General features: G+C 43.0%; 6 protein-coding genes. All 6 read right to left on the bottom strand.

Annotation, left to right across the window (positions count from 1 at the left end):
- Positions 1-618 (bottom strand): FtsW/RodA/SpoVE family cell cycle protein (locus tag KHB02_RS22675; RefSeq protein WP_277398350.1); only part of this gene is annotated, 618 nt, incomplete at its 3' end.
- Between the two features lie 150 nt (positions 619-768).
- Complete coding sequence (gene murD, locus KHB02_RS22670; protein ID WP_213140838.1) at positions 769-2,121, bottom strand: UDP-N-acetylmuramoyl-L-alanine--D-glutamate ligase; 1,353 nt, start codon at positions 2,119-2,121, stop codon at positions 769-771.
- Positions 2,122-3,096, bottom strand: coding sequence for a phospho-N-acetylmuramoyl-pentapeptide-transferase (mraY, locus tag KHB02_RS22665; RefSeq protein ID WP_213116420.1), 975 nt, complete (start codon positions 3,094-3,096; stop codon positions 2,122-2,124). It lies immediately after the preceding gene.
- Between the two features lies 1 nt (position 3,097).
- Positions 3,098-3,547, bottom strand: a complete 450-nt coding sequence (locus KHB02_RS22660; RefSeq protein ID WP_213140839.1) for a hypothetical protein — start codon at positions 3,545-3,547, stop codon at positions 3,098-3,100.
- The gene (locus tag KHB02_RS22655) at positions 3,547-5,016 is read right to left on the bottom strand and encodes a UDP-N-acetylmuramoyl-L-alanyl-D-glutamate--2,6-diaminopimelate ligase (RefSeq protein WP_213141308.1); all 1,470 of its coding nucleotides are present in this window, start codon (positions 5,014-5,016) and stop codon (positions 3,547-3,549) included. The genes KHB02_RS22660 and KHB02_RS22655 overlap by 1 nt, the downstream gene beginning before the upstream one ends.
- 168 nt (positions 5,017-5,184) lie before the next feature.
- The coding region (locus KHB02_RS22650) for a stage V sporulation protein D (protein WP_241114026.1) at positions 5,185-6,658 on the bottom strand (1,474 nt) is incomplete at its 5' end.

Genomic DNA, 6,658 nt, shown 5'->3' with positions numbered 1-6,658 from the left:
ATCTAGAAACGACGTGATCCTTTTAATCCGATAGGGAGCAGAGGCAATTAAGCCGACAAATCCGGCTACTCCCATGAGTCCCAGAAAGGCAAAATGGCTGATGCGAGCCCCCGCGATAAAGATCATCACCACACACGTGCCCATCATGACGGTACCAGTCCCTAAATCAGGCTGAAGCATAATCATTGCAAACGCAACGAAGGCGAGGCCCAATGAAGGTACAAGTCCTTTTTTAAAGGAAGTAATCAATTTTTGCCGTTCCGAAAGATACTTTGCCAAAAAGGCAATCATTGCAAGCTTCATAAATTCTGACGGCTGAATCGAGAACGCCCCTACGCCAATCCAGCTTCGTGACCCGTTCCGAACATTTCCGATACCCGGGATTAGGACGAGAATTAATAAAACAAAGCAAACAATTAAAATAGTTTTAGACCACGTCCGCCATGTCCAGTAGTTAATATTCATAATAAAAAACATGGCCAGTATGCCTACACCCGCGAATAAGGTTTGCCGTTTTGCAAAGAAAAAGGAATCTTCGAATTTATATTCAGCCCAGATTGCACTCGCGCTGTACACCATAATCAACCCTACGGCAAGCAAGGTAAAGGTAACGATCATTAAAATAAAATCGGGAGTTGTTCTCTTTGTCGGCACCACAAACACCTCAACTACAAGTTTTAGGGCACAAAGGAAAGCTTCTTTGGACAATCGCAGAACCAAGCTGTGCTTGGTCCGAAGGCGCTTAAAGCTTTTCTTTGGACAAGTCCCCTACTTAAGTCTATGCACCGCTTCGATAAAAATGTCTCCCCTGATTTCAAAACTTTTATATTGATCCCAGCTGGCGCAGGCAGGAGATAACAAAATAACGTCACCCGGTTCCGAAAATCCGAATGCAGCAGGTACAGCCATGTCAACATTATCGACACGCTTTATGCATTTTATTCCCGCAACTTGCCCAACGCGTTCAAGCTTTGGTGCTGTCTGGCCGAATGTAACCATTGCTTTTACATTTTTAAAGTAAGGAATCAACTCATCAAACTCATTACCCCGATCCAGACCGCCTGCAAGCAGGACAATCGGGCCGTTAAATGCCGAAAGTGCTTTGATTGTTGCTAACGTATTCGTTGCCTTTGAATCATTATAGAATTTTCTCCCATTCACTTCAGCAACGTATTGCAATCGATGTCTGACTCCCGTAAATGTAAGAAGAACCTGTTGAATCGCATGATTTTCAACACCTGAAAGCTTGGCTGCAGCCATGGCCGATAAGATGTTTTCTAAATTATGGCGGCCCGGCAGAACAATTTTCTCAATTTCCATGACTTTTTCTTGATTAAAACAAATCCAGCCGTCCTTGATGCAGGCCCCTTCCATTAGCACTTTTTTAGTAGAGAAAGGAATGATTTTTGCTTTCGAATGGCGGGCCATTTCGAAAGTTTCTTCCTGGTCGGCATTTACGATCAAATAATCTTCCTCTGTTTGGTTTTTCGTAATGTTTGCTTTTGCCCTTTTATATTCCTCTCTAGTCCCATGATAATCTAGATGGGCATCATAGATGTTTGTAATAATAGCAATTTTCGGTTTGAAAGTATCAATCCCCATTAACTGGAAGGATGATAATTCAATAACAATGGTATTGTCTTTCCCAGCTATCTCAGCAACACCAGAAGCAACTGTCCCGATATTCCCTGCAATTAACGGCTGCTTTGCACCTTCATTCAGCATTTCATAAACGAGGGTTGTCGTAGTGGTTTTCCCATTCGTTCCGGTAATTCCGATAAGTGGGGCTTCGGAGATTTCATAGGCAAGCTCCACTTCAGTTATGACAGGAATACCTTTTTCAAGTGCGCCTTCAATCATTGGATTGGTATATGGTATTCCGGGATTTTTGACAATCAACTCAAATCCCTCATCCAGCAGTTCAACCGGATGCTCCCCGCAAATTACTTTAATCCCTTGTTCTAACAGCCCTTGAGCCTCAGGATTTTCCGACAGTGGTTTTTTGTCATTAACTGTTACAAAGGCTCCAAGTTTATGTAAAAGAGCGGCGGCCGTTACTCCGCTTTTGGCTAACCCTAAGACAAGAATTTTTTTATGGCGATAAGATTCAATCTGCTTCAATTACAACCACACCTCGATATAGATTCCAAGAATCGCAAAAATTAGACCGACACTCCAAAAAGTAACAACTACTCTCCATTCAGACCAGCCGACAAGCTCATAATGATGATGCAGGGGACTCATTCGGAAGATGCGCTTTCCAGTTGTTTTAAAGGAAGCAACCTGAAGAATGACTGATAATGTTTCAATCACAAATATCCCGCCAATGATCAGGAGCAATACTTCTAGCTTCGTTAGGATCGAAATGGCGGCAATCGCCCCTCCCAGCGCAAGCGAGCCTGTATCCCCCATGAAAACCTTGGCCGGATGGGCATTAAACACCAAAAAGCCAAGGACAGCACCGACAATGGCAACAGAAAAAATCGCAACTTCCATTTGCGACTGATTCCAGGCAAGGACGGCGAACGCGCCGAACGCAATAGCGGCAGTACCGGACACCAAACCATCTAATCCGTCCGTTAAATTGACAGCATTCGAAAATCCAACTAGCCAAAAAACAATAAAAATGACAAAAAACCATCCCAAATCAAGCGACTTGTCGGTAAATGGAAGAATGATTTCGGTTGAAAATCCGTTTTGTTTGTACACCAAGTAAAATATAACGGAAATAATAATTTGTCCTAAAAACTTTTGCTTGGAGGTTAATCCCAGGTTTCTCTTCAGGACTACTTTTATAAAATCATCTAAAAATCCCAATAAACCAAACCCAAGCGTGACCAAAAGAAGCAAATACGTTTTAACTGTCGGTTCGGAAAATTTGCCCGTCATCACCAGCGTTGTTATGACAATGGCAAATAAAATCATGATGCCGCCCATCGTCGGTGTTCCTGATTTTTTCTGGTGTGATTTAGGTCCTTCCTCCCGGATGCTTTGTCCAAATTTCAACCTTCTTAAGAAGGGAATAAAAACTGGTGAAAGCAGCACTGATATTAGAAACGCCATGATGATTGTGAAAAATATAACTTGCTCCAGCATATTATCCCCTCCCCCCGTGTATCTTTTCTTGTTTTTCAATTATTTTTTTTAGCATTACAGCAATATCATATGATTCGTTATTTTTATTAAGAAGTTTTTTATTTGAAAATTTAAAGTTAGTTGTCTCCATTTTTGCAGTTGCTTCTCCATCCAATTTTTCAATATATCGTGTTAAAATCTGTACAATTGCATCCCCTGAATCATCTGTAAAAAAGACCGGAAAATGATTTGGAGTGTAATTCGGCAGTTTATTTCGTTTGTCCCAAAGAACCGCAATAGCACCTTGAGCAATGGCTTCAGATAGACTGCCGCTATCTTCGCTTATGGAGATAAACAGTCCCTTTGGCTGTATATCCCCCGCCATGTCAGTCACCGTATAAAAAGCAAAATCGCCTTGGACTCCTTGTTTTTCCGAAAAAATTTCAGCTAAGTCCCGATAGGTCAAAACCATTATTTTCTCTCCTCAATTGCTTCCCTAGCGACAAGCCGGTCATCGAAATCATAAACTTCACTGCCGATAATCTGATAGGTTTCGTGTCCCTTGCCGGCAATCAAAATGACATCACCTGCTGTTGCCTGCTTTACCGCTACGCCAATGGCTTCTTTACGGTCAGGAATCACCCGATAAATATAGTTCCTGCCTTGAATCCCAGATTCCATTTCCTTTAAAATTTCAAGCGGATTCTCACTGCGTGGATTATCCGAGGTGAAAATCGGATCAGTTGCATATTGACAGGCAATTTGCGCCATCAACGGACGTTTCGTCCTGTCCCTGTCACCACCGCACCCGACTACAACAAAGATTTTTTTCCGGGCAAAATGCTGGATTGTTTTCAAAACATTTTCCAAGCTGTCCGGTGTATGGGCGTAATCGACAATCACGGTAAAATCTTGGCCTGCTTGCACAAGCTCAAACCTTCCTGCCACTCCCTTAATACTTTCAAGAGAGCGAATAATCGTCTCAATTGGAAGCCCCGATACCAGTGCGGCCGAGATACTGGCCAAAACATTATAAACGCTGAATTTGCCGATAAACTGAATGTTAACGGGATATCTACGATTGCCAAACACGACCTCAAATTCGGTGCCTGATGCGTTCATCTGGATATTTTCGGCTTGAATATCCGCTTTTGAATCGATCCCATAGGTCACAACATGGGCAGCCGTCGACCGTTTAAACAGGCTTGACGCAGGGTCATCGGCATTTAACACGGCAAATTTAGCTTTTTGCTGGTTAAAGGTGTTGCCAAGCTGAGCAAATAATAGACTCTTTGCCCGTTGGTATTCATCCATTGTCTTATGATAATCGAGATGGTCTTGAGTAAGGTTGGTAAATACGGCCACGTCAAAGTCGCAGCCATGGACCCTTCCTAAATCCAAAGCATGTGAAGAGACCTCCATGACCGCTGTTTCCACCCTATCATCCACCATTTGTTTAAAGGTTTTTTGCAGCGTTAAGCTTTCAGGTGTGGTATTTTTAGTTTCAATCAGCTTATCAGCTATTTTTGTATACATCGTGCCAATTAATCCGGTAATCCGCCCATAATCAGCAAAAATCTTTTCAATCATGTGGCTGGTTGTTGTTTTTCCGTTTGTACCTGTAATTCCTATCAAATGCAGTTTCTTTGAAGGCTGTTCGAAAAAGGTATCAGCCAGAACCGCCATCGCTCTTGTTGTATCATTCACAACGATAACAGGAACATCAAGCTTAAGCGGACGTTCCGCGAGAATAGCAGCAGCACCGCTCGCTACGGCCGATTCAGCAAAATCGTGACCGTCCACGGTGTACCCTTTAATACAAATAAATAAGCTCCCGTTTTGCACCTTGCGGTTGTCATTTTCTATTGAAGTGATTTCCCTGTCTTCTCCTTCATAGGGAATTATCAGATGCAAACTCTCAAGCAGCTTTTTCAGCTTCATGGTCATCTCAAATCCTCTCATTACCTTACCTCTGCTTTTGCCAATGCCCCTTTAGAAGAGACTAGTGGGCGAAAGTTTCACTTTATTTTACATGAAAATAAATTTTTTTGCCATTTTGTTCTTTGCATCGGCAAAAACTAGAGGTGAGAAATGCTTTAAGATTTTTAATTAATCACCACTGCCGAAGTATAGTCTAATTTTTGAACCTTCCTTTACTTTCGTTCCTGGTGCAGGAGATTGTCTCACAACAACATCACCTTCGCCGCTTGCATCAACTCGAAGGTTCAAGATTTGTTCCATAAGCTCAATTTTTGTCATGCCAACAAAATCAGGCAGTTCGATTGGTGCAGTATCAGGCCATTTAATTTCTTTTTCAATTTGGTCCTTTCTTGGTTCTACCCCCATCGCACTCAAGCTGTCCTTCATTATATTCCCTACAATCGGAGCACTTACGGTACCGCCAAATGCGGTTACGCCTTTCGGGTTATCAACCGCCACATAAACGACTATTTGCGGGTCATCCGCGGGAGCAAAGCCAATAAACGAGACGATAAAGTTATTTTCTAAGTATCGGCCGCCCTGGGCTTTTTGGGCTGTCCCAGTTTTGCCGCCAATCCGATATGAATCAACAAATGCTTTACCTCCAGTACCTTGGGCAACAACACTTTCAAGAGCATGGCGAATTTCCTTGGATGTGTCCTCAGAAATAACCCTGCGCTTTTCAACTGGAGTATTTCTCATTACGATTTCTTTAGTTACAGGGTCGATTAATTCCTTTGCAATAAAAGGTTTATATAAGATCCCGCCGTTTACGGCAGCAGACACTGCAGCAACCTGCTGGATTGGCGTAACAGATACCCCTTGTCCGAAAGCAGTTGTTGCCAATTCAACCGGGCCGACGCGGTTCATATTAAATAGAATCCCGGTTCCTTCCCCCTGTAAATCAATTCCTGTCTTTTGGCCAAAGCCAAAATCCTTTACATATTGGAAAAGCTTTTCCTTTCCCAGCCTTTGACCAAGCTCCACGAATCCGGGGTTGCAGGAATTCTGCACCACTTCTAAGAAGGTTTGATCTCCATGTCCGCCTCGTTTCCAGCATTTCAACCTGGCACCGGCTACCTGAACTGAGCCGGAATCATGAAAGTGTTCTTTCTCTAAGTCTACCTTTCCCTCATTCAATGCCGCTGCCAGCGTAATAATTTTAAAAGTCGACCCCGGCTCATACGTCATCCAGACAGGTAAATTCCGGTTGTAAACCTCCTGCGGAACGTTGCGAAAATTTGCCGGGTCAAAGGATGGCCTGCTTGACATCGCTAAAATCTCACCGCTGTTCGGGTTCATCGCAATGGCAATTAGTCCATCAGGGTTATACTTAGCTTCAGCAATATCCAGCTCTCTTTCGACAATCGTCTGGACCTTTGTGTCAATCGTTAATTTTAGGTCAAGACCATTGACGGGCTTCTCATAATCATCCGCCATATCATTCATTCGTTCGCCTTTGGCATTTGCATAAAATTTAACAGAGCCTCTTTCCCCGCTCAGCTCTTTATCATAATATTTTTCAAGACCCATCAATCCCTGGTTGTCCACTCCTGCAAAGCCTAGAACATGGGCTAAATAGCTGCCATAAGGATAATGTCGT

Origin of the sequence: Neobacillus citreus (assembly GCF_018343545.2) — a bacterium.
Taxonomy (GTDB): Bacteria; Bacillota; Bacilli; order Bacillales; family Cytobacillaceae; genus Neobacillus; species Neobacillus citreus.
This window is presented reverse-complemented; position numbering and strand designations above follow the sequence as displayed.

Bases quoted from the DNA above. Each gene is read 5' to 3' on its own strand.
- mraY (WP_213116420.1), bottom strand. From the start codon at position 3,096: ATGCTGGAGCAAGTTATATTTTTCACAATCATCATGGCGTTTCTAATA.
- KHB02_RS22660 (WP_213140839.1), bottom strand. From the start codon at position 3,547: ATGGTTTTGACCTATCGGGACTTAGCTGAAATTTTTTCGGAAAAACAA.
- KHB02_RS22655 (WP_213141308.1), bottom strand. From the start codon at position 5,016: ATGAAGCTGAAAAAGCTGCTTGAGAGTTTGCATCTGATAATTCCCTAT.